This window comes from Corynebacterium sp. DNF00584, assembly GCF_001552965.1.
Lineage (GTDB): Bacteria > Actinomycetota > Actinomycetes > Mycobacteriales > Mycobacteriaceae > Corynebacterium > Corynebacterium phoceense.
On record NZ_KQ959749.1, the window covers coordinates 149,280 to 168,769 of the forward strand.

Annotated in this window: 19 protein-coding genes and 4 tRNA genes; 15 read left to right on the forward strand and 8 right to left on the reverse strand. The window is 64.1% G+C overall.

From position 1 onward, the window contains the following. The first annotated feature begins 64 nt into the window (after positions 1-64). A complete protein-coding gene (locus HMPREF0307_RS06560; RefSeq protein ID WP_066490401.1) occupies positions 65-1,081 on the forward strand; it encodes an o-succinylbenzoate synthase in 1,017 nt (338 codons plus the stop codon). On the opposite strand, the gene HMPREF0307_RS06565 is transcribed toward HMPREF0307_RS06560, so the two are convergent. Continuing rightward, entirely contained in the window at positions 1,078-1,968 is an 891-nt protein-coding gene (locus tag HMPREF0307_RS06565; protein ID WP_066489852.1) for a hypothetical protein, read from the reverse strand. The two genes, HMPREF0307_RS06560 and HMPREF0307_RS06565, sit on opposite strands and share 4 nt — an antisense overlap. Before the next feature lie 402 nt (positions 1,969-2,370). On the opposite strand from HMPREF0307_RS06565, the gene HMPREF0307_RS06570 reads away from it, so the two are divergent. From HMPREF0307_RS06570 to HMPREF0307_RS06590, 5 genes are read left to right on the forward strand one after another with little or no spacing between them, the layout of a single operon-like run. Continuing rightward, entirely contained in the window at positions 2,371-2,883 is a 513-nt protein-coding gene (locus HMPREF0307_RS06570) for a hypothetical protein (protein WP_066489855.1), read from the forward strand. 23 nt (positions 2,884-2,906) lie between these two features. Continuing rightward, entirely contained in the window at positions 2,907-4,547 is a 1,641-nt protein-coding gene (menD, locus tag HMPREF0307_RS06575; RefSeq protein ID WP_066489877.1) for a 2-succinyl-5-enolpyruvyl-6-hydroxy-3-cyclohexene-1-carboxylic-acid synthase, read from the forward strand. Continuing rightward, complete coding sequence (locus HMPREF0307_RS06580) at positions 4,516-4,941, forward strand: hypothetical protein (RefSeq protein WP_066489884.1); 426 nt, start codon at positions 4,516-4,518, stop codon at positions 4,939-4,941. Before menD ends, HMPREF0307_RS06580 begins: the two co-directional genes overlap by 32 nt. 46 nt (positions 4,942-4,987) lie before the next feature. Then, positions 4,988-6,187 carry a glycosyltransferase family 4 protein gene (locus tag HMPREF0307_RS06585; protein WP_066489894.1) on the forward strand — a complete coding sequence of 400 codons (1,200 nt, stop codon included), beginning with the start codon at positions 4,988-4,990 and terminating at the stop codon, positions 6,185-6,187. A gap of 11 nt (positions 6,188-6,198) precedes the next feature. Then, positions 6,199-6,900, forward strand: coding sequence for a demethylmenaquinone methyltransferase (locus HMPREF0307_RS06590; protein WP_255356871.1), 702 nt, complete (start codon positions 6,199-6,201; stop codon positions 6,898-6,900). 70 nt (positions 6,901-6,970) lie between these two features. Here the strand turns inward: HMPREF0307_RS06590 and HMPREF0307_RS06595 are convergent, their stop codons facing one another. Beyond that, on the reverse strand, positions 6,971-8,206 hold the full coding sequence (locus HMPREF0307_RS06595; protein ID WP_082723270.1) for a geranylgeranyl reductase family protein: 1,236 nt from the start codon (positions 8,204-8,206) through the stop codon (positions 6,971-6,973). A gap of 112 nt (positions 8,207-8,318) precedes the next feature. Between HMPREF0307_RS06595 and HMPREF0307_RS06600 the strand changes: the two genes are divergently transcribed. Together HMPREF0307_RS06600 and HMPREF0307_RS06605 are read left to right on the forward strand one after the other, a co-directional pair. After that, a complete protein-coding gene (locus HMPREF0307_RS06600) occupies positions 8,319-9,314 on the forward strand; it encodes a polyprenyl synthetase family protein (protein ID WP_066489904.1) in 996 nt (331 codons plus the stop codon). A gap of 104 nt (positions 9,315-9,418) precedes the next feature. Further along, positions 9,419-9,500: transfer RNA gene (locus HMPREF0307_RS06605), tRNA-Tyr, on the forward strand. Positions 9,501-9,553: 53 nt separating this feature from the next. On the opposite strand, the gene HMPREF0307_RS06610 is transcribed toward HMPREF0307_RS06605, so the two are convergent. The 6 genes from HMPREF0307_RS06610 to HMPREF0307_RS06635 all read right to left on the reverse strand — a co-directional run bounded on the left by HMPREF0307_RS06610 (position 9,554) and on the right by HMPREF0307_RS06635 (position 15,987). After that, positions 9,554-10,255, reverse strand: coding sequence for a DUF1648 domain-containing protein (locus HMPREF0307_RS06610; protein ID WP_082723261.1), 702 nt, complete (start codon positions 10,253-10,255; stop codon positions 9,554-9,556). A gap of 314 nt (positions 10,256-10,569) precedes the next feature. Beyond that, entirely contained in the window at positions 10,570-12,159 is a 1,590-nt protein-coding gene (locus tag HMPREF0307_RS06615; RefSeq protein WP_066489915.1) for a phospho-sugar mutase, read from the reverse strand. A 1-nt stretch (position 12,160) separates the two neighbouring features. Further along, positions 12,161-12,826 (reverse strand): deoxyribose-phosphate aldolase, encoded by a 666-nt coding sequence (gene deoC / locus HMPREF0307_RS06620; RefSeq protein WP_066489917.1) that lies wholly within the window; start codon positions 12,824-12,826, stop codon positions 12,161-12,163. Then, positions 12,819-14,177, reverse strand: a complete 1,359-nt coding sequence (locus HMPREF0307_RS06625) for an MFS transporter (RefSeq protein WP_066489918.1) — start codon at positions 14,175-14,177, stop codon at positions 12,819-12,821. Before HMPREF0307_RS06625 ends, deoC begins: the two co-directional genes overlap by 8 nt. A gap of 23 nt (positions 14,178-14,200) precedes the next feature. Next, positions 14,201-14,938 (reverse strand): purine-nucleoside phosphorylase, encoded by a 738-nt coding sequence (gene deoD, locus HMPREF0307_RS06630; RefSeq protein WP_066489921.1) that lies wholly within the window; start codon positions 14,936-14,938, stop codon positions 14,201-14,203. 116 nt (positions 14,939-15,054) lie between these two features. After that, the gene (locus tag HMPREF0307_RS06635; protein WP_066489924.1) at positions 15,055-15,987 is read right to left on the reverse strand and encodes a sugar-binding transcriptional regulator; all 933 of its coding nucleotides are present in this window, start codon (positions 15,985-15,987) and stop codon (positions 15,055-15,057) included. Positions 15,988-16,141: 154 nt separating this feature from the next. On the opposite strand from HMPREF0307_RS06635, the gene HMPREF0307_RS06640 reads away from it, so the two are divergent. The 7 genes from HMPREF0307_RS06640 (at position 16,142) to rplA (ending at position 19,410) form a co-directional block, all read left to right on the forward strand. Next, a tRNA-Thr gene (locus tag HMPREF0307_RS06640) sits at positions 16,142-16,217 on the forward strand. Between the two features lie 51 nt (positions 16,218-16,268). Further along, positions 16,269-16,340, forward strand: a tRNA-Met gene (locus HMPREF0307_RS06645). 69 nt (positions 16,341-16,409) lie between these two features. Further along, positions 16,410-16,482, forward strand: a tRNA-Trp gene (locus HMPREF0307_RS06650). A 133-nt stretch (positions 16,483-16,615) separates the two neighbouring features. Further along, complete coding sequence (gene secE, locus HMPREF0307_RS06655; RefSeq protein WP_066489927.1) at positions 16,616-16,945, forward strand: preprotein translocase subunit SecE; 330 nt, start codon at positions 16,616-16,618, stop codon at positions 16,943-16,945. 108 nt (positions 16,946-17,053) lie between these two features. After that, positions 17,054-17,950 (forward strand): transcription termination/antitermination protein NusG, encoded by an 897-nt coding sequence (gene nusG, locus HMPREF0307_RS06660; RefSeq protein WP_066489928.1) that lies wholly within the window; start codon positions 17,054-17,056, stop codon positions 17,948-17,950. A gap of 222 nt (positions 17,951-18,172) precedes the next feature. Continuing rightward, complete coding sequence (rplK, locus tag HMPREF0307_RS06665; RefSeq protein WP_066489931.1) at positions 18,173-18,625, forward strand: 50S ribosomal protein L11; 453 nt, start codon at positions 18,173-18,175, stop codon at positions 18,623-18,625. Positions 18,626-18,705: 80 nt separating this feature from the next. After that, positions 18,706-19,410 carry a 50S ribosomal protein L1 gene (rplA, locus tag HMPREF0307_RS06670; protein WP_066489940.1) on the forward strand — a complete coding sequence of 235 codons (705 nt, stop codon included), beginning with the start codon at positions 18,706-18,708 and terminating at the stop codon, positions 19,408-19,410. The last annotated feature ends 80 nt before the right edge of the window (positions 19,411-19,490 follow it).

The window sequence follows — 19,490 nt, forward strand, 5'->3', positions numbered from 1 at the left end:
CCTGGTTAGGTTATCACCCTGTGTGGACCAGTCGCACCTCGTGGGGTGCATTATTCTGGGTCGTATGCAGATTAACGTTGACGACGTCCTTGACCGCGCGCGCGTGGTTGCCCTTCCGCTGGCCGTACAATTCCGCGGCGTGACCACCCGCGAGGCTCTCCTCATCGAGGGGCCCGCCGGCTGGGGCGAGTTTGCGCCCTTCCTCGAATACGGCCCCGAAGAGTCCGCGCACTGGCTGGCCGCTGGCCTCGAGGCCGCGTACGAGGGCTTCCCTTCGCCCGTCCGCTCCGAGGTCGAGGTCAACGGAACCATTCCGGCCGTGCCGGCGGAGATGGTGCCCGAGGTCATGCAGCGCTATCCGGGCTGCCGCACCTTCAAAATCAAGGTTGCCGAGCCGGGCCAGACGCTCGCGGACGACGTCGCGCGCGTTCAGGCCGTGCGCGAGGCAGTCCACGACATGGGCCGCGTTCCCGTCCTGCGCGTGGACGCCAACGGCGGCTGGAGCGTCGACGAGGCCATCGAGGCCGCCAAGGCGCTCATGCCGCTTGACTACATGGAGCAGCCCTGCCGCACCGCCGAGGAACTCGCCGAGGTCCGCTCGCGCCTCATGCGCTCTGGGCTTTTTGTGCGCGTTGCTGCCGATGAATCCATTCGCAAGGTCGCAGACCCCTACCGCGTTGCCGAACTTCAAGCTGCCGATGTCGCCGTGGTCAAGGCCGCGCCCCTCGGCGGGGTTAAGCGACTGTTGCAGATCGCCCACGACTTGCGTGCACACCATATGGACATCACGGTGGCCTCGGCGCTCGACACGTCGGTGGGAATCTCCATGGGCCTCGCTGCCGTGGCCGCGCTCCCCAAGATCCTCGACGATGAAGACATCGACGTCACCCCGGCCGCCGCCGGCCTGGCCACCGGCTCGCTCTTTATCGAGGACGTCTGTCCGCCGCGCGAGCTCGTGGACGGCTTCCTGCGCGTGGAGCACCCCGCGCCGTCGGAGGACCGCCTCACTGAGTTGGCCGCCTCTGCTGAGCGTCGCGACTGGTGGTTCAACCGTGTCCGCGAGAGCTGGCAGTATCTCTAGAAGCTTGTGCCAAAACTAATCCCCTCGTGGAATTGCCAGGCCGGACTCTTCAACGTCCCCGGGACCGGCGAGTGCGGGCGCAGTGTGGTGCGGTGTGCAACGGTCTCCTTGATAACGTCGCGCACTAACTCGAAGTGATAGTTCGTGCATGTATCGGTGAATTTCAGAGGCGCCCAGCCGAGCTGCACGGCCTGAATGGATTTCCACAGGCCGATATAAAAGGTGTCATTGTTGTTGTGCGGCAAGTGATAATGCAGCGAATCCCAGTCGATGACGACGCGGGCTGCGGGGAAGGCGAGGTCCCAGTAATAGGCCTCGAGCTTGAAATTGGGCACAGGCTCGAGGCCAGCCTTGCGCAAGTGAAACAGCATTGTGCGTTCCCACTTGGAGGCGGTGCCCACGCCTGCCTTAAACGCAAGTTCTCGAATGGCGCTGGGGCGCTTTAGTTGGGCTAAATCTGCTTCGAGACGCTCACCGCCGCGGACGCCTGTGTAGTGATTGAGCAGGAGATTTCCCGGATTCTCGAGCTTCTCATGGGCGAGCGCGTCAGAGAGGGCTTGCGCGACGTTGACTGTCCTTATGTCGTTGATGGATCTGCTTGGGGCCTCGGAGCGGATGAGGCGGATGTGTGAATTCGCCAATGGCGTTCTGATGTGCGGCACGCGCAGGAAGACGGGGCGAGATTCTTCCGTCAAGTCATGGAGGGCCAGGGCGTTGAGACCGGTGACCGCGCCTTCGGGATACAGACTCGCGATGTCGGCGAGGCTTCCCGTAGTTGAGTAGATACCGGCCTTGAGTTTAATGAGTCGGCCATCGGCTACCGCCTTGTTCTGGCGAGTCTTGGTTGTACCGAGCTCTCGGAGTTGTCGCGTCGTGTAGATCGTCATGACCTATTGGACTGAGCCAGCAGCGTGGAGGTTCCACGCGCATGCCGAAACCCCACCCGAACTCACGGATTCTGTACAGCAATCCACAGTACGGGTGGGGTGTGGTGTGGGGTTGGCGCCCAGAGCCGACCCAAACTCTCGGTACCTGTACGAAATTTCCATGTTTGGGTGGGGTGTGGGCTTTAGCTATCGCGGGGGAGTGGGAGGTCAGCACATCTCTCGGTCCTAGGCTAAGTGGCTAGTTCACACTAGGACGGTCAGTCTGTCAATAACGGAAGACTCGACGCTTTACATATTTATGCATGCTTTTAAGGGGGATGACTTTTCAGCCGACTCACAGGTTGACCGTGTACCTCTTTATACATGCCTACTAACACCCCCAATAATGGCCGGAACGAGCGGATGAGCGACGAGACTCAGCAGTTCGAGCGTCCGCGCCAGGTCTTCCCGGAAGACGAGACGCGTGTGCAGCCAGCGCAGTCGCAGTATCAGAACTATCAGTACCAGCAGCCAGCACCGCAACCGGCACCCCAACCGGCGTCCCAGCAGGCACCACGGCAAGAGCCGCCGCGCTCCTATGACGTGCCGGAGGAGCGCTCCTCGGGAAGTGGCTTGACGGGCATTCTCGTCGGCCTGCTCGTGTTGGCGCTCATCGCGCTCGCGGCGTTGGCCTATATGTATACGCGCGCCGCAAACCAGGAGCCGCCTGCTCCGGAGACCATTACGCAGACGGCCACGGCGACGGTGACGGACACCCCGAGCCCCGTCACGCAGACCCAGACGGAGACCGTCACCGAGACAGTGACGGAGACGCCGGAGCTCACCCGGGAGCTGCCTACCTCGCTGCCCAGGGACTTGGGCGAGGGCGCTGATAACGTCGACGATCTTCTCAACGAGATCTTCGGCGGAAATTAGGGCACGGGCTAGACTGGGCTGCTATGGACCAGACCGCACAGACCGAATCCATTGAGCTGGCGCAGGCCGTCGCCGCGCAGCTCGCGCGCCACTGTACTGACGTTGTCATTTGCCCAGGCTCGCGCAACGCGCCGCTCAACTTGGCGCTGCTCGCCCGCCCGGATCTCAAGGTGCACACGCGCATCGATGAGCGCTCCGCCGCGTTCCTCGCGTTGGGCCTGGCGCGAGTGCAGCGCCGCCACGTCGCGGTCGTCATGACCTCAGGCACGGCCGTGGCCAACGCGTTGCCGGCGCTGGTCGAGGCGCGCCACTCGCACACGCCGCTCGCGGTGGTCTCTGCGGATCGCCCGGAGCGCCTCGTGGGCACGGGTGCCTCGCAAACCATCGAGCAGCAGGGCATCTTTAGCAACTTCGCGGACACGACGCAGGTCGCGTCGCCGGAGGATATTCCGGCGATGGCGCAGCGCTTTACCCAGGACTTTGCGGTGCATATCAATGTCGCGCTCGACGTGCCGCTCGTGGGCACGGAGCTTCCCTCTACGCCGGATGATCGAACCCTGCGCCGCGCGCCGTCCGTCCGCTTCGTGGACCACGGCGAGGTCGAGCTCGACCTCACCCGCAATACGTTGGTCATCGCGGGCGACGAGGCCTGGGACGTCGAGGGCCTTGAAGACGTGCCCACCATCGCAGAGCCCACGGCGCCCGCGCCGTACCATCCGGTGCACCCGCTCGCGGCGAGCATCTTCCGCAAGGACCACGTGAGTGCGAACGACTATGTGGTCAATACGCGTGTCGAGCAGGTCATCGTTGTCGGCCATCCGACGCTGCACCGCGGGGTGCTGGCGCTCCTCAGCGATCCCGCTATCGAGTTCGTGACGCTCTCGCGCACGGCGGACTTCACGAATCCGCGCGGCGAGGCCGCCCGGAAGGGTACCCGCGTCAAGGTGAGCGGCGAGCCCACGCGCGACTGGATGAAGGTCTGCGAGGGCGCGGCCGAGATGGGCGGCGCCGCGGTGCGCGAAGTCCTAGAAAATAAGGACTATGGATTTACCGGCCTGCACGTGGCGGCCGCCGTGGCGGATACACTCGCCGTGGGTGACGCGCTCGTCCTCGGCGCCTCGAATCCGGTGCGCGACGCCAGCTTCGTGGGTCTTCCTTTCGACGGCGTGGAGACCTACTCGCCGCGCGGCGCCGCTGGCATCGACGGCACGGTGGCCCAGTCCATCGGCGTGGCGCTGGCCACCCAGTCCCGCGAGGCCACGGAGATTCGCGCGCCGCGCACCGTCGCGCTCATGGGGGACATCACGTTCCTCCACGACGCTTCTGCTCTGCTCATCTCGCCGGGTGACCCGCGCCCGGAGAACCTCACCATCGTTGTCGCGGACGATAACGGTGGCGGCATCTTCGAGACCCTGGAAATCGGACAGGAATCCCTGCGCCCTGCCTTCGAGCGGGCTTTTGGAACGCCGCAGGAGGTGGGCATCGGCCAGCTGTGCGAGGCCTACGGCGCAGACTACCGTGAGGCGAACTCGGCGCAGGAGCTGCTCGACCTGCTCGCGGAGCTCAAGGAAACTTCGACGGGGATTACCGTTGTGGACGCCCACACGACGCGCGGCACGCGCCGGGCGCTTCATGCCGAGCTCGCCGCGAAGACCAGTGTCTAGGAGGCGCGTACGGCAGGTGCTGCTCGCGGTCTACGCGGTGGCACTCCTGGGAGCCTTTGCCATGGTCGCAGGCCCCTTCATGAATGACCGCTCCATTGCGGTGGAGCCGGGCCGAGCGCTGGCGACGGTGACGAACGTGGGCTGGCTGCGCACCTCGGTCGACTTCCAGGACTCGCAGGGTCTTTACCATTCGCCGCCGACGGGACTCATCTATCCCACGGGCCTGGGCGAGGGCCAAAAGGTCTGGGTGACGTATAAGCTGTCGAATCCGGACCTGGTCAAGGTGGAAGGGCGCGAATGGACGCTGTCTATCATCCCGGCGCTCTCCGTCGCCGTGGTAGCGAGCCTCATTTTTGGGCTAGCCTGGCGGGGAACGAGCCTGAAAAAGAATTAATGTTGAGTTCACCCACTGGTTTCTTCGACGTGTAAAGGTATAACACATGCGTGTCGCCATTGTTGCTGAATCTTTCTTGCCCAACGTCAACGGAGTAACCAACTCTGTGCTGCGCGTCCTGGAGCACCTGCATGCGGAGGGACACGAGGCCATCGTTGTGGCGCCGGGCGCGCGCGAGGGTCAGGAAGAAATCCCGGATTACCTGGGCTTTCCCATCCATCGCGTGCCCACGGTGAAGGTTCCGCTCGTAGATTCCCTGCCGGTGGGCGTGCCCACCTCCGCCGTGGATGGCGCCATTCGTGACTTTCAGCCGGACATCATTCACCTGGCCAGCCCGTTCGTGCTCGGCGCGGCCGGCGCCTTCGTCGCGCGTCAGCAGCGCATCCCGGCCGTGGCGCTCTACCAAACGGACGTGGCCGGCTTCGCCACGAAGTACCACGCCTCCGCACTGGCCCACGGCGTGTGGGAGTGGCTGCGCACCATCCACAATTCCTGCCAGATGACGCTTGCGCCGTCCTCGCCCACCATCGCGGACCTGGAAGAACATAACATCAAGAACGTGCGCCACTGGGGCCGCGGCGTGGACGCGGTGCGTTTCCATCCCTCCAAGCGCTCGGAAGAACTGCGCCGCCAGTGGGATCCCACGGGCTCGAAGAAGATTGTGGGCTTCGTTGGTCGCCTCGCCGCGGAGAAGGGCGTGCACCGCTTGGCCGGGCTCGATGAGCGTTCCGATATTCAGGTCGTCATCGTCGGCGATGGTCCCGAGCGCCCGCTCCTCGAGGCCCAGCTGCCGCACGCTATCTTCCTCGGCGCACTCAGCGGCGAGGAGCTCGCGCATGCGTACGCCTCGCTCGATATCTTCGTTCATGCTGGCGAGTTCGAGACCTTCTGTCAGGCCATCCAGGAGGCGCAGGCCTCGGGCGTGCCCACCATCGGCCCGCGCGCTGGCGGCCCTATTGATTTGATTGAGGAAGGCTACAACGGCCTGCTCCTCGACGTCGACACCTTCGTCGAGGATCTGCCCGGCGCCGTGGACGCGCTGCTTAACCCGGAGATCCACGCGGAACTGCGCAAGAACGCCCGCGCCTCCATTGCGAATAAGACGTGGGACGCGCTGTGCCGCCAGCTCCTGGACTCCTACGAGGAAGTCCTTGAGGACACGCGCCGCGTGCCGCTGACCATCATCGGCCAGCGCCCGGAGCTGCCGCGCTGGGCCGCCCGCGCTCTGGGCGCGCGCGTGGCATAGACTGGTTTTCCGTGGCGAAATTTAACCTCAAGGCAGATCTCGACAAAGACCCCGCAGACGTGGCGAAGATGTTCGATGGCGTGGGCAAGAACTACGACATCACCAACACCGTCCTCTCCTTCGGACAGGACCGCCTGTGGCGTAAGCGCACGCGTGAGCGTCTCGGCCTGCAGCCAGGGGAGAAGGTCCTTGATCTTGCCGCTGGCACCGCTGTGTCTACGGTGGAGCTGGCCAAGTCTGGCGCCTGGTGTATGGCCTGCGATTTCTCGCGCGGCATGCTCGCGGCGGGCAAGGACCGTAACGTGCCCAAGGTCGCGGGCGACGGCATGCAGCTGCCCTTCGCGGACAACACGTTTGACGCCGTGACCATCTCTTATGGACTGCGCAATATTCACGACTTCGAGCTCGGCCTGCGTGAGATGGCTCGCGTAACCAAGCCCGGTGGCCGCCTGGCCGTGGCGGAGTTCTCCAAGCCCGTCATTCCGGTCTTTGGCACGGTGTACAAGGAATACCTTATGCGCCTGCTCCCGCCGGTCGCGCGCCTCGTGTCCTCGAATCCGGACGCGTACGTCTACCTCGCCGAGTCGATCCGCGCTTGGCCGGAACAGAAGGAACTCGCCGCTGCCATTAACCGCAACGGTTGGACGGGTGCCAATTGGCAGAACCTCACCGGCGGCATCGTGGCGTTGCACAGCGCGGTCAAACCGGCGTAGTTCCGGCAGTTCACGACAACGAAGCCCTCAGATCCACGCGGATATGAGGGCTTGTTTGATGTGAAATCCCTTAAGACCACAGTGGGGTGTCACGGCGCGCCCACGCCACGCCGTGACCCGCCAGTTTCCAGGCGCGCGCGATGAGATCGCGGTCCTCGTCCGTGATGAGGTTGCCCATGAGCCGCGCCGCAGCGGGCATGAGCATGCGGCCCACGGGTCCGCGCAGGGCGACAGGGCCCGCGACGGGGAGGAACTGCGGGTACGTGAGCAGCCGTGCGGCGGTGCGGGCGAGCACGAAAGCCTCGCCGTAGGCAGCGCGCAGGCGGTCCGGCCACACGAGCGTGAAGTCCTTTCCTCCCAAAAGGGAGACGGCCATGGCGGCGGTCTCCAGCCCGTAGTCGATGCCCTCGCCGTTGAGTGGGTTGACGCACGCGGCGGCGTCGCCGATGAGCATCCAGTTCGCACCCGCGACGGTGCTTACGGCACCGCCCATGGGCAACGCTGCCGATGCCACCTTTTCTACCGGTCCCAGACCCCACTCGGCGCGCTGTTGCGCGGCGTAGGTCTCCAGGAGCTTCTTGGTGTTGATCTTCGCGGGGCGGGACTTTGTGGACAGCGCGCCTAAGCCGATATTGACTTGGCCGAGCTCCGCGCCCAGCGGGAAGATCCAGCCGTAGCCGGGCTGGACTACGCCGTCGGCGTCCTTGAGCTCGACGTGCGAGTGCATCCAGCCCTCGCTGGCGTGAGGGGAAGAGGAATACGAGCGCGCCGCGATGCCGTACACCTCGTCTTTGTGCCACGTGCGGCCGAGCTGCTTGCCGAAGGTGGAGCGCACGCCGTCGGCGACGATGATCCAGCGGGCTTTCATGGTGTCCGTGGCGCCCGACCCATCAACGACAGAAAAACTGACGATCCGGTTTCCGGCCAGCTCAGGCGCGGTGGCCGTGCCGTGGAGCAGTGTTGCTCCGGCGGCGACGGCCTCACGTACGAGGAGCGCGTCGAACTCGTGACGGGGAAGCGCAGTGCCCTCGTTCGTCGGGTACGTGTCGGGCCAGGGCGCCGTGACGGAGCCGCCGTAGCCGTGGAGCTTGAGGCCGTGGTTGCGGTAGCTCGGGTTGACCTTGATGCCGAGGAGATCCAGTTGATGCATAGCGCGCGGGGTAAGTCCATCGCCGCAGGTCTTATCGCGGGGGAATTCGGCGGAATCGAGGAGCGCCACCGAGTGTCCGGCGCGAGCGGCGTGGATGGCGGCCGCCGCGCCAGCAGGACCGGAGCCGACGATTGCTACATCAAAAAGCTGGGACATGGAACCCATTGTGGCAGAGCGGGCACCTCAACTATGTCTAACCCCTGCGAGTGGACTAGGTTAGTAGGAGATTATTGACGTCAACGACTGCCACAAAAGGACCATTACAGATATGAGCAACGGCGACAACACCGTGGACCTGGGTGACCCGCAGCTTACCGCGCGTGTGGCCGAAGGCGTCGCTGCTGTGGAAGCTCGCCTGTATAAGGAGATCGACCGCGGCGAGAGCTTTGTGAGCGAGAAAGCTCTGCATCTTACCGCCGCTGGCGGCAAGCGTTTCCGTCCCATGATGGCGCTGCTGGCTTCCGAGTATGGCGAGCGTCCGGGGTGCCCGGACGTCATTACTGCGGCGACCTCGGTGGAGATGGTCCACGTGGCAACGCTCTATCACGACGATGTCATGGACGAGGCTGACCGCCGCCGTGGCGTGCAGTCCGCGAACTCCCGGTGGTCGAATTCCGTGGCTATCCTCGCTGGCGACGCGCTGCTCGCGCACGCCTCGCGCCTCATGTCGCAGCTCGACACCCACACGGTGGCGCACTTCGCGGATACCTTCGAGGAACTCGTCACCGGCCAGATGCGTGAGACCATCGGCGCGGGCGAGGCCAATGCCATCGAGCACTACACGGCCGTCATCCGTGAGAAGACCGCCGTTCTTATCGCCTCGGCGGCCTACCTTGGCGCCTACCACTCGGGTGCCACTCTGGAGCATGCCACCGCGCTGCACAAGATCGGCTCGCTCGTGGGCATGATTTTCCAGATCGTCGACGACATCATTGACATCTTCTCCGATCCGAAGGACTCCGGTAAGACCCCGGGCACGGACCTGCGCGAGGGCGTGTTCACCCTGCCGGTGCTCTACGCGCTCGAGGAAGACACCCCGGTGGGTGAGGAGTTGCGTGGTCTGCTTACGGGTCCGCTGACTTCCGATGCCGCCGTGGACCGCGCCCTGGAGCTCCTCCATGCCTCCACAGGACGCCAGCAGGCGCTCGACGCCGTGCAGGGTTACCTCGACGAGGTGGAGCACGAGCTCGACTCGCTGCCGCAGAATTCCGCGACCGCAGCGCTGCGCCAGCTGGCGGAGTACACCGTCAAGCGCGTGGGCTAGGTTGCTGAAAGCGCAGCGGAGACGCATTGAAATGGCAGATACCCTGCCGATTTGGCGAACGTCCCAGCACTTAGTAAAGTTATCTCTCGCACCGCAAGGTGCACGCCAGGTTGCCCGAGCGGCCAAAGGGAGCGGACTGTAAATCCGCCGGCATTGCCTTCAGAAGTTCGAATCTTCTACCTGGCACAGACAAACCCCGCGCTTTCCATCAGGAAGGCGCGGGGTTTCTGCGTGTTCGCTCACGCCGCGACGATGACGAGAACAAGTATGAACGCCGTTGGGGCAAGCAACGCGGCGAGCAGCCACCATGCTTTCTTCTGGGCAAAATTGAGTGAGGACGAACCGTTGGGGTGGGACACCATCGCGTGCGGCTCGGCGGGGTCGTAGTAGAGCATTCCCCACTTCATCTTCCCAGTCATCTGCGCGGTGGGGTAATCGGCATCGAGACGATCGTTGATGGACTTGATATCCCAGAGCAACCATCCGCATAGCGCTACGATCGTGAAGAGCAAGGCTGGCATGCTGAAAGGAGCGCTGCCAATGCCGAAGAGTCCAGCCATGATGGCGGATGTGCATACGGCGGCGAGAGCGAACATCCAGCGCGCTATCACCGGTAAAAGGAGCGCGGTCTGGGTGCGCGTGCGGGCGAGATCGACCGGGTCAGGTTTCGGGTAGGAGTCTTCTGCGGACTGTGCAGCTTGCTGTGTGAGCGCGAGGGCACCTGCGGAGACCACGGTGAGGATGGCGGGCACGAGAACCGCCATGCCTACGGCGTTGCGATAGGTCTTGGCCATCCACGCATCCGGTTCGCCCCTCCCGTTGAAGTGCTGGGGGAGCGGGTCAGGCAGCGCATCCCAGCCTAGGACGATGGCTAGCCCGGCGGCGAGGGCGAAGGCGGCTGTCGCGAGCACCCACGCCCAGGCTGTACGGTGTGAATTCATATTTCCTCCGGGAATGCGACGTCGACGGTGTGGGGTGAGAGCGGGCTGACGAGGGCGGAAACCTGTGGCGTCGAAGCTCAGTCTAATGGGGCATGACTACTTCAACGACAACACATAATGACACCGTATTGACGATCACCTGGGACAGAGTCATACTTTTGTATGACTATGACGACTATCCGCGTTGATACCGAACTCCGTGATGAGCTCAACGCTTTAGTGCTTAGCCGAGGCCCGGCAATGGATTTCGGAGTTGACGAGCGACCTAGACGCATAAAATCCCCGGCGAGAGCCGGGGATTTTATGCGAGGACGTTAGATGCCGAAGTACTCGCGCAGATCTGCGGCGATGGCGTCGAGGCGCTCGCGGTCGGGGGACTCGAGGTAGCACTTGAGCTTGGGCTCGGTGCCGGACGGGCGGACGATGACACGGTCATCGTTCTCCGTGAAGAACTTCGAACCCTGGGCGAACTTCTCGACCTTGGCGATGGGGGAGCCGGCCAGCTCGGTGGGCGGGGTCGTGGAAACCTTCTCCATCGCGGTGGAGATGATGCTGAGATCCTCGACGCGGAAGGTGAGCGGCTGCGTGTAGAGTGCCCCCACGGTCTCGTGAATCTCGGCGAGACGGTCGAGCAACGTGATGCCGGCGGTCTTGCATTCGGCGGCGAGGCTGGCGAGCACGACAGAAGTCGCTATGCCGTCCTTGTCGCGCACGGCCTGCGGGTCGGGGCAGAACCCGATGGCTTCCTCGTAACCGAACGCGAGGCTCGGCGTGCGGGCGATCCACTTGAAGCCCGTGAGAGTTTCCTCGTGGTGGATGCCGTAATGCGCGGCGACACGGCCAAGCAGGCGGGACGACACGAGCGAGTTGGCGAACGAGGCGCCTTCGGGGACGCCGCGGCGGGCGAGGTAATCGCCCAGGAGGGCGCCAGTCTCGTCGCCGGTGAGCTGCCGCCAGCCGCCCTCGGCGGCGGCGTCGGGAACCGCAGCCGCGCAGCGGTCAGCGTCCGGGTCGTAGGCGATGAGGATGTCGGCACCGATCTTCTTCGCGTGTGCCTTGCCCAAGTCGAGGGCGCCGGGCTCCTCGGGGTTCGGGAAGGAGACCGTCGGGAAGTCTGGGTCCGGCTCGGCCTGCTCGGGCACGAGGGAGACAGTGAATCCGCACCGGGTGAGCAGCGCCTCGCCGAGGGTCGCGCCGACGCCGTGCATGGCGGTGAGTGCGATGGTGACATCCGTGTTGGGGCCGACGAGCATGGCGGCACGAGCGAGGTATTCAGCGCGCGTGTCGACGTGCTCGATGTGGGCGTCGTCGCGGGCGACCTCGTCCGCACAGGGCGCCGCGGCGATGGCGGCGGCGATCTCCGTGTCGGCGGGGGAGACGAGCTGGACGCCCTCCGCGTCACCGGTGGCGACGCGGCCACCAAGGTAGACCTTGTAGCCGTTATCCGCTGGCGGGTTGTGCGAGGCGGTGACCATGATGCCGGCGTCGGCGCCGAGCGCCTTGACCGTAAAGGCTGTGAGCGGCGTCGGGTTCTTCGCGGGGAGGACGAGGGCTTGGCCGCCCGCGGCGGAGATGACCTCGGCGGCGTCCTGCTGGAACTGTGCGGAGCCGTGGCGAGCATCGCAGCCGATGACGACCTTAGGAGTGTCGACCTGGTTCTTGAGCCACGTCACGAGGCCGTGGGTCGTGCGGATGACGACGGCGCGGTTCATGCGGGACTCGCCCGCGCCCACGGCGGCGCGCAGGCCGGCGGTGCCGAAGGCGAGGGGACCGGCAAAGGCGGCGGCGAGAGCCTCAGCGTCTTCGGCAGCGATCCACGCGTTGATCTGGTCGCGGGTTTCCGGGTCCGGGTCGTGCTCGGCCCAGGTGCAGGCGGTGGTGAGAAGCTCTTCGGAGATGGGCATTTTATGCCTCCTGTGCGTCCTGTGCTGCGAATTCTGTGAGGATCTTCTTCGACGCGGACAGGCCCAGGCGGGTGGCACCGGCGTTGACCATGGCGAGGGCATCGGCAGCCGTGCGGATACCACCGGAAGCCTTAATACCCAGGCGGCCGCCCACGGTGGCCTGCATGATCTCGATGGCGTGAACGCTGGCACCACCGGCCGGGTGGAAGCCGGTGGAGGTCTTCACGAAGTCGGCCCCTGCGGCCTCGGCGGCGCGGCAAGCGCCCTCAATGGCGGCATCGGAAAGCGCGGCGGTTTCGAGGATGACCTTGAGGACCTTACCGGGGATGGCGTCGCGCACGGCCTGGATATCGGCCTGCAGCTCGTCGAAGCGGCCCTCGACGGCGAGCGGAATGTTGATGACCATGTCGACTTCCTCGGCGCCGTCCTGGACGGCGCGGGCAGCCTCGGCGGCCTTGATCTCGGACTTCACGGCGCCGGACGGGAAGCCGACGACGGTGGCGACGTGGAGGCCCTCGGGGACCTCAACGGGCAGCTGGGAGGGCGAGATGCACACGGAGTAGGTGCCGAGCTCGGCGGCCTCCTTGATGAGGTCCTTGACCTGGTCCGCGGTGGCCTCGGGCTTGAGGAGGGTGTGGTCGATGAGCTGTGCAATCTGGTTAGACATGGAGGGACTCCTTAGATTCGTTTTTAGCCATAGCCTGGTCGCTGAGGACGTAGATGATGGCGCCGAGGGCGGCGACGGCAGAGAGCACCCACAGCGCGGTGGTGTAGCCCTCGGTCGCATCGAGCAGCTTCGCGGTGTACGCGATGCCCAGCGGGATGGCGATGTTGATGGTGAGGTTGTAGAAACCGATGGCGATGCCGGACTTCTGCGCGGTGATGTTGCGCAAAGCCGTGTTGACCAGCGGCGCGTACTGCAGCGCGAAGCCGGAGGCGAACGCGATGGTGGTAACGACGAGGACCGCGATATGGGCGTGGGCGAAAAGAGCATTGATGATGAGCGAGCCGATGATCATGGCCATGCCGGTGTACACCGTGGCGCGCGAGGATATGACGTGGCCGATCTTGCCGGAGAAGATGCCCACGAGGATGGCGCACACGTAGCCCGGGATCATGAGCAGGCTGGCTTCGTCAATGCTCAGACCGTGGTAATCCTGGGCCGCGTAGGGCAGCAGGAAGATGTAACCCATCTGCGTGGAGTAGACGAAGAAGACCATGACGATGGTCCAGATGTAGCGGCCGTTGGTGAAGAACTCCGTGGTTACGACCGGGTAGTGTGCGTGGCGGATGTGGACGGCAAAGAGGACGACGCCCAGCACGGTGGGGATGAGCCACAGGGGCTTGAACGCCTGGGTGAACATGATGAGCGAGGTCGCGAACAGCGCGATGTAGAACAGGCCGAGGGCATCGAGGTGGCCCTCCACGGCCTCGTCCTCCGGAACCATCTTGATGATCGGCGGGATGGTGAGCAGGAGGACGAGCGGGATGAGGAACATCGCGGTCCACGAGATATACGTGGACACGAAGCCGGAGGTCAGCGCGCCGATGAGCAGGCCGGCCTGGAAAGCGGCGGTGGAGAAACCGAGGTAGGTCTTCTGGTCGTCTTCGCTCAGGTGCTTGGTGACGTAGATGACGTAGAGAGTCTCCGCCGCGGCGAGGCCGGTGGTCTGGATGAGGCGGCCGGCAAGGACCATGGGCCACGAGCCGGAGAAGATAAAGCCGATGGCCGAGCCCACGGCGATGAGGATGACGCCGGTGAGCATGAGCTTGCGGATGGAGATGGAGTCCGCGAGCGCCGAGTAGACGACGGCGCCGATGCCGATGATGACGCCGGCGAGCGAGGCCTGGAGGCTCGCGGTGTTATCGGAGATGCCCAGGCCCGCAGCCATGGGCATGGTCATCGTCTTAAAGCCGTTGTCAATGACGAGCGAGAAGACGAAGACAAAGAGCAGGATGGGGACGGCGGCCTTGGGATTGACCCGAGTGCCGTCCGGGGTGGTTTGCACGTTGGACATGGTTTTCCCTTGAAGGCGGAAGGCTAGGAGAGGGCTGCGAGCGGGAGGGCGAGCTTCATCATCGTGTGGAAGGCCGTCTGGCGCTCCTCGGCGGACAGGTGCGTGTCGGAGACGAGGTTGTCCGAGACGGTGAAGAGGCCGAGGGCGTCGACGCCGGCTTCGGCGGCGGTGGCGTAGAGGGCGGCGGATTCCATCTCGACGCCGAGGACACCCATGGCGGCCCAGCGGGCGTTGACGGAGTCGTCAAAGTTGTAGAAAATGTCGGAGCTCAAGATGTTGCCCACGTGGATGCGGGCGTCCTGGCGCTCGGCCTCATCGACGAGGCCCTTGAGCAGGCGCCACGAGGCGGTGGGCGCCCAGGTGCCGGGCAGGTTGTACTGCGACAGGAAGTTGGAATCGGTGGAGGCGGAGGCGGCGACGATGACGTCGTGGAGGTCGATGTTTTCCTGCATGGCGCCGATGGAACCGACGCGGACGAGGTTCTTCACGCCGAAAGTGTGGATGAGTTCCCAGGAGTAAATGCCGATGGAGGGCATGCCCATGCCGGTGCCCATGACGGAGACCGGCGTGCCCTGGTAGGTGCCGGTAAAGCCCAGGATGTTGCGGACCTCGTTGAACTGGACGACGTCTTCGAGGAAGGTGTCTGCGATGAACTTGGCACGGAGGGGATCGCCGGGCAGCAGAATGGTGTCTGCGATGTCGACGCCCTTGGGGTTGATGTGCGGGGTGGAAAGACCTTCGGTGCTGTGCAAAGCGGCCATGATGTGTGTCTCCTTGAGTCGATCACGCGGGGTGAAGTAGAAGTACTGTCACCCTCAAGCCTAGACCGTGGAGAACGAATGTCAATAGCTAAATTGACAGTTGTGCAGCGTGTGCGTCACAGGTCGAGCACCCGCTGCGCCGTCTGATGATCGATGACGAGGTGGGTGGCCAGTCCCATCTCCAAGGCAATGCGGATGGCCTGGGCTTTTTCGGCGCCGCCGGCCACGAGGATGCGGGTGGGCCGGCCCTTGAGATCGGCGAGCGTGATGCCCACGGTGCGTGCGTCGACGTCAGGCGCCGCGATGTTCCCGGTGCGCGTGAAGAAGCGCGAGCACACGTCGCCCACGGCGTGGTCCAAGATCTCCTGCGTCTCCGCGGCAGAGAGATAGCCCAGGTTGAGCGCGAGCGACTCGGGGGCGATGGCGCCGGCGGTAAAGACGGCAAGGTCCACGCTGCGGCCCAGCTCGAGGACGCTCGCGATGTGACGGTCGCGCGTCACCCAGTCCTTGGCTTCTGCGGAGTCGAAGATCACGGGCAGCGGGAGGAGCTCCGTCGTTGCGTTGAAGGCGCGGGCGAAAGCGCGCATGGTCTCCATGTCGCGTGTCGAACGTTCCGAGTGGGAGTGCCCGCCCTTGAGCTGCACCACGCGCACGCCCTGGAGGGGTAGCTGGCGCAAATGCTCCGAGACGGCGCACATCGTCGTGCCCCAGGACAGGCCCACCGTCATGCCGTCGTGGACGAGTTCCTCGAGGAGCGTGGCGCCGGCGCTGCCCAGGTCCGTGAGGAGGGTGCCGCCGGCTGGGGTGGTGACCACGCGGGCATCGGCAAGCTTAAAGCGCGCGGTGAGCTGGGCGACGAGTTCGTCAGAACGCTCGCGGGGATCGTGGATGGTGATGGTGACAAAGCCGCGCTCGAGCGCGTGGCCCAACAGTTTGGAGACGGTGGGGCGGGACAAGCCCAGGCGTGCGGCAACCTCGGCCTGGGAGAGGCCGGAACCGTAATAGAGCTTCGCCGCGTCGATTGATTGCCGGTCTTTGTCATCCAACATAAATCCATTCAAGCACACCGCATACAGGCGGCTAAAAACCGATATTTTCCGTCCTGTACAGCGGATTTGTGTAACGGGAAGAAAGTGGGTTACTCTTTCTAAGTCCGCAACGGAGAGCACGCGAAATATCGCACAGCTTCAACGGCGAGGATGTGCCCCCTTAGCTCAGTCGGCAGAGCGTTTCCATGGTAAGGAAAAGGTCGACAGTTCGATTCTGTCAGGGGGCTCCATTCATGTCTAGGGTTCATCCGGGCCCAGGGCGTGGAGTTCTAAGTGAATATGGCGGTGTAGCTCAGTGGTAGAGCAAGCGACTCATAATCGCTGTGTCGCGAGTTCAATTCTCGCCATCGCTACAGGTTTCTTTCCCCGCACGCGGGGGCAGGGGCCATGGGCTCTGCTAGAGTCAACTTCTACAAGCCCAGAGGGGCGTGGCGCAATTGGTAGCGCAACGGTCTCCAAAACCGTAGGTTGCAGGTTCGAGTCCTGTCGCCCCTGCAGAACGCAAAGAACCCGGCCACGCGCCGGGTTCTTTGCTTTTTATTGACCGCGCGGGAATTATTCACGCTCCTATCAGCTTTGCTAGAGTTGACAAAGTTATAGGTTTTCAATCCAGGAGGACATCTCACCCATGAGTGATGAGCAGCAGCCGCAGTCCGGCGCAGCCCGCCCGACCGGCAAGCGCCAGCTCTCCGGCGCGGCGACGACCACGTCCTCTGCCGCTTATGAGAACAAGCGCGTGGAGCGCGCCGCGGCGGAGAAGGACGAAAAGCCGGGCGGCGGCGTCGCCGCGTTCCCAGGCGAAGTCGTTTCTGAGATGAAGAAAGTCGTGTGGCCCACGGCGAAGGAAATGGTGCAGTACACGCTCATTACCTTCCTCTTCCTCATCGTTCTCACGGCGCTTGTGTGGGGCGTGGATTCGCTCACCGGCCTGGGAGTTGAAGCAGTCCTTGCCCCTTAGGTAGACTGCTTGCATAGTGACTTCATCATCCCGCTGTCCGGTCCGGACGGCGGGATTATTCATTACCCTGGGCAGTACACGCCCGCACGCAGAGGAGAGACTCACCCCATGAGCGAAGAGAACACCACCGACAACACTGCTGAAACCACTACGGAGAGCACGAGCTTCGAAGACGATCTGCAGGCCGCCCAGGCCCAGACCGCCCAGGCCCAGGCCGCCGCTGAGGCAGAAGCTGCCGAGGCCGCTGAAGCTGCAGAGTCCGCAGACGCCGAGACGCCCGCTGAGGCTGCCGATGCCCCCGCTACCGCCGAGGAGGCAGCCGCAGCCGTCGGCGCCGAGGCTGCCGCTGAGGACGACAGCGAGTACAAGACGCGCCTGCGTGCGTTCACCCGCGAGCTGAAAAAGCAGCCGGGCCAGTGGTACATCATCCAGTGCTACTCGGGTTACGAGAACAAGGTGAAGACCAACCTCGACATGCGTGCCCAGACCCTTGAGGTCGAGGACTCCCTCTACGAGGTTGTCGTTCCTATCGAGCAGCGCATGGAGCTCAAGGACGGCAAGAAGAAGATCGTCAAGCACAAGCTGCTGCCGGGTTACGTCCTCGTCCGCATGGATATCAACGACGCTGTTTGGTCCGTCGTTCGCGACACCCCGGGTGTCACCTCTTTCGTGGGCAACGAGGGCAACGCCACCCCGGTCAAGCCGCGCGACGTAGCCAAGTTCCTCATGCCGCAGGTCGCTCCGACTACGACCGGCGAGGCCGCTGCCGCCACCGCCGACGGCGAGCAGGTCATCGCCATGCCGGAGGAGAAGGCTGCGCCGAAGCTCAACCACGACTTCCAGGTGGGCGAGGCCGTCACCATCCTGGCTGGTCCACTGGCTTCGGTTTCCGCGACTATCTCCGAGATCGACCCGGAGACCGGCAAGATGCAGGGCCTCGTGTCCATCTTCGGTCGCGAGACCCCGGTCGAGCTCTCCCCGAACGAAATCGAGCGCATCTCCTAAGCGAGTCCGGAAGCGAGCTCTCGTTTGACTCTCGCCGCGTAAGCGGCGACCTGCGCAAACGCGATTTTGTCCCAGGCGCACGGTGTTCTAAAATGGAACACCGTGCGCTTTTTGCGCGCGTAGTAAATCGTTTATCCCCGGTGGCCTGCGAAAGCAGGCATCCGGACGGTGCCCGTTATTCATCGTGGCGGGTGCCGGTAACACAGGAATTGAGGTAATTCGATGGCTCCGAAGAAGAAGGTTACTGGCTTCATCAAGCTGCAGATCGAAGCTGGCGCCGCTAACCCGGCTCCGCCGGTCGGCCCGGCACTGGGTGCCCACGGCGTCAACATCATGGAATTCTGCAAGGCGTACAACGCTGCAACGGAATCCCAGCGCGGCAACGTGGTCCCGGTTGAGATTACCGTCTACGAGGATCGCTCCTTCGATTTCAAGCTGAAGACCCCGCCGGCAGCCAAGCTGCTGCTCAAGGCCGCAGGCGTGAAGAAGGGCTCCGGCACCCCGCACACCACCAAGGTTGCTTCTGTGACCTGGGATCAGTGCAAGGAGATCGGCCAGACCAAGTTCGAGGACCTCAACGCTCGCGACATCGAGAACGCTGCCCGCATCATCGCCGGTACCGCCCGCTCCATGGGTATTACCGTCGAGGGTGCTCCGGCCGACATGCCGCAGTAAAAACCTCCAACAACTTCATGTGGCAGGGCCAGCTTTCGGCCCGCACAGACCACAACAATCCACGAAAAGGAATTGCTTAAATGAGCACCAACTCTAAGGCTTACAAGGCTGCGGCCGAACTGGTCGACAAGTCCCGCCTGTACTCCCCGCTCGAGGCCGCGAAGCTGGCCAAGGAGACCTCCTCCAAGAACTACGACGCCACCGTTGACGTCGTCTTCCGCCTCGGCGTTGACCCGCGCAAGGCTGACCAGCTCGTTCGCGGCACCGTCTCCCTGCCGAACGGCACCGGTAAGGACGTCCGCGTGGCCGTCTTTGCCGAGGGCCCGAAGGCTGATGAGGCCAAGGCTGCTGGCGCCGACATCGTCGGTACCGCCGAGCTGATCGAGGCCATCAACGAGGGCCACATCGACTTCGATGTCGCCATCGCTACCCCGGACCAGATGGCCAAGGTGGGCCGCGTGGCCCGCGTCCTCGGCCCGCGTGGTCTCATGCCGAACCCGAAGACCGGCACCGTTACCGCTGACGTCACCAAGGCTGTTGCCGACGTCAAGGGCGGCAAGATCTCCTTCCGTGTGGAGAAGGCTTCCAACCTGCACGCCATCATCGGCAAGGCATCCTTCGACGCCGAGAAGCTGGCTGAGAACTACGGCGCTCTCTACGACGAGATCCTGCGTCTGAAGCCGTCCTCCTCCAAGGGCATCTACGTCAAGAAGGTCACCATGACCACGACCTCCGGCCCGGGCATCCCGGTCGACGCGTCCGTCACCAAGGATTACACCGCTTAATTTCTAAGCGCACTTCTTTTAAGCGCCCAGTCACCTCACGGTGGCTGGGCGTTTGTGTATGAGCTTGCCGATGCCCCCGC

What these genes read in the sequence shown, in the direction of transcription:
- secE (WP_066489927.1), top strand. Translation starts at nt 16,616, where the DNA reads ATGAGTGATGAGCAGCAGCCGCAGTCCGGCGCAGCCCGCCCGACCGGC.
- HMPREF0307_RS06635 (WP_066489924.1), bottom strand. Translation starts at nt 15,987, where the DNA reads ATGTTGGATGACAAAGACCGGCAATCAATCGACGCGGCGAAGCTCTAT.
- HMPREF0307_RS06625 (WP_066489918.1), bottom strand. Translation starts at nt 14,177, where the DNA reads ATGTCCAACGTGCAAACCACCCCGGACGGCACTCGGGTCAATCCCAAG.
- deoC (WP_066489917.1), bottom strand. Translation starts at nt 12,826, where the DNA reads ATGTCTAACCAGATTGCACAGCTCATCGACCACACCCTCCTCAAGCCC.
- HMPREF0307_RS06610 (WP_082723261.1), bottom strand. Translation starts at nt 10,255, where the DNA reads ATGAATTCACACCGTACAGCCTGGGCGTGGGTGCTCGCGACAGCCGCC.
- HMPREF0307_RS06585 (WP_066489894.1), top strand. Translation starts at nt 4,988, where the DNA reads ATGCGTGTCGCCATTGTTGCTGAATCTTTCTTGCCCAACGTCAACGGA.
- HMPREF0307_RS06600 (WP_066489904.1), top strand. Translation starts at nt 8,319, where the DNA reads ATGAGCAACGGCGACAACACCGTGGACCTGGGTGACCCGCAGCTTACC.
- HMPREF0307_RS06570 (WP_066489855.1), top strand. Translation starts at nt 2,371, where the DNA reads ATGAGCGACGAGACTCAGCAGTTCGAGCGTCCGCGCCAGGTCTTCCCG.
- rplK (WP_066489931.1), top strand. Translation starts at nt 18,173, where the DNA reads ATGGCTCCGAAGAAGAAGGTTACTGGCTTCATCAAGCTGCAGATCGAA.
- HMPREF0307_RS06565 (WP_066489852.1), bottom strand. Translation starts at nt 1,968, where the DNA reads ATGACGATCTACACGACGCGACAACTCCGAGAGCTCGGTACAACCAAG.
- rplA (WP_066489940.1), top strand. Translation starts at nt 18,706, where the DNA reads ATGAGCACCAACTCTAAGGCTTACAAGGCTGCGGCCGAACTGGTCGAC.
- HMPREF0307_RS06580 (WP_066489884.1), top strand. Translation starts at nt 4,516, where the DNA reads ATGCCGAGCTCGCCGCGAAGACCAGTGTCTAGGAGGCGCGTACGGCAG.
- HMPREF0307_RS06615 (WP_066489915.1), bottom strand. Translation starts at nt 12,159, where the DNA reads ATGCCCATCTCCGAAGAGCTTCTCACCACCGCCTGCACCTGGGCCGAG.
- nusG (WP_066489928.1), top strand. Translation starts at nt 17,054, where the DNA reads ATGAGCGAAGAGAACACCACCGACAACACTGCTGAAACCACTACGGAG.
- HMPREF0307_RS06595 (WP_082723270.1), bottom strand. Translation starts at nt 8,206, where the DNA reads ATGTCCCAGCTTTTTGATGTAGCAATCGTCGGCTCCGGTCCTGCTGGC.
- HMPREF0307_RS06560 (WP_066490401.1), top strand. Translation starts at nt 65, where the DNA reads ATGCAGATTAACGTTGACGACGTCCTTGACCGCGCGCGCGTGGTTGCC.
- menD (WP_066489877.1), top strand. Translation starts at nt 2,907, where the DNA reads ATGGACCAGACCGCACAGACCGAATCCATTGAGCTGGCGCAGGCCGTC.
- deoD (WP_066489921.1), bottom strand. Translation starts at nt 14,938, where the DNA reads ATGGCCGCTTTGCACAGCACCGAAGGTCTTTCCACCCCGCACATCAAC.